Origin of the sequence: Streptomyces sp. NPDC127038, from assembly GCF_042725875.1 — a bacterium.
Taxonomy (GTDB): domain Bacteria; phylum Actinomycetota; class Actinomycetes; order Streptomycetales; family Streptomycetaceae; genus Streptomyces.
In genome coordinates, this window is the sequence record NZ_JBHXDQ010000140.1 from 1 (window position 1) to 1258 (window position 1258).

At 64.5% G+C, this 1258-nt stretch carries 3 protein-coding genes; 1 reads left to right on the forward strand and 2 read right to left on the reverse strand.

What is annotated here, in order from left to right:
* Positions 1 to 38 precede the first annotated feature (38 nt).
* Both ACFWI4_RS41105 and ACFWI4_RS41110 read right to left on the reverse strand, forming a co-directional pair.
* Entirely contained in the window at positions 39 to 392 is a 354-nt protein-coding gene (locus ACFWI4_RS41105; RefSeq protein WP_385392589.1) for a PRC-barrel domain-containing protein, read from the reverse strand.
* 256 nt (positions 393 to 648) lie between these two features.
* On the reverse strand, positions 649 to 819 hold the full coding sequence (locus tag ACFWI4_RS41110; protein ID WP_328557713.1) for a hydrophobic protein: 171 nt from the start codon (positions 817 to 819) through the stop codon (positions 649 to 651).
* 182 nt (positions 820 to 1001) lie between these two features.
* Here ACFWI4_RS41110 and ACFWI4_RS41115 point away from each other — a divergent pair, with 182 nt between their 5' ends.
* Positions 1002 to 1178 carry a CsbD family protein gene (locus ACFWI4_RS41115; protein WP_385392592.1) on the forward strand — a complete coding sequence of 59 codons (177 nt, stop codon included), beginning with the start codon at positions 1002 to 1004 and terminating at the stop codon, positions 1176 to 1178.
* The last annotated feature ends 80 nt before the right edge of the window (positions 1179 to 1258 follow it).

A 1258-nucleotide genomic window follows, 5' to 3' on the forward strand; every position in this document is an offset into this window, starting at 1 on the left:
GTCTCCGGGCGGCCCCGCTTCCGGGCCGGTACTCGACGTCAGATACCGCGCTGGGTCTCGTAGTAGCTGCCGACCTGCTCGTGGTACCCGGCGTCGCCGACGTGCTTGTCCTTGTCGAACTCGGGGGAGTCCTTGATCTGGTCCTTGGTGAGGGCGACGTAGATCTTCCGCTCGGCCTCGTCGACCGACTGCACGGTCCCGGCCGGCAGCAGCACGTGCTTGCCGAAGATCCATACACCGGTGTCGACGACGAGGTAGGCGGAGTTGACGTCGTCCGAGTGCTTGTCGACCTTGCCGATGCTGCCGTCGGTGGCCTCGACCTTGTAACCGATCAGGTCGGTGCCCGCGGTGTGGCCGGTGGTCGGCTGGTAGCCCCAGATGCTGTCACTCATAAAGAACGGCTCCCTTGTCGAGATTGATTGCTACTGCCGCAGCTGAACTGCGGTTTGTACAGGCGTCATCGAATTCGGTGACGCCTTCTCTCGGAAAGCCGGGTTCCCCTGCTTCCGGGCCCTACACATTCACGTTCACGCCGAGACGAATGCGGAGGGCCGGAGGTCCCTGCAGTGACGGGAAGGCAGGAAAACGGGTGGGGCCCGACGCCGCTGCGCCGGGCCCCACCCGTGTTGGTGCGCTGCTCAGGCCCGCTTACCAGCGGTACCAGCGGCCGCGCTTGCCGCCGCTTGCCGCAGGCCGGATCACGAAGCCGAGGACCCACACCACCAGCACGATGACGGCGATCCACCACAGGGCCTTCAGTGCGAAACCGGCACCGAAGAGGATCAGGGCAAGCAGAAGAACAAGGAGAACAGGAACCATAGTTGTCAACCTCCGATCCCTCATGTGCCCTGCGGGTCAATCTCCATTCCTGCGGATCTTATTTAACTTTTACGGTGCCCGTAGATGCGGAGCGTCCGTGCGGCAGCCTTCCGGTTTAACGGCGGCGTCTGGGGTGACACGGGTGACGAACCTATTTCGAGTGAGACAGGGAGTGAGTGGTTGTGGCTGCGGACGAGAAGGGTCAGGCCAAGGGCGAGCAGGCCAAGGGCAAGGTCAAGAAGGTCGTCGGCGGAGCGGTCGGCAACGAGTCCCTGAAGGCCAAGGGGCAGGCCGAGGAGTCCAAGGGCGACCTGCGCGCGGCCAAGGAGAAGGCCAAGGACGCCATCAAGCCCAAGTAGGCGTATCACTCCTGATCCCGGCAGCCAGTACTGGCTGCCGGGATTTGTGCTGCCCGGCCCCGCGGCCCTCCGGGCCGCGG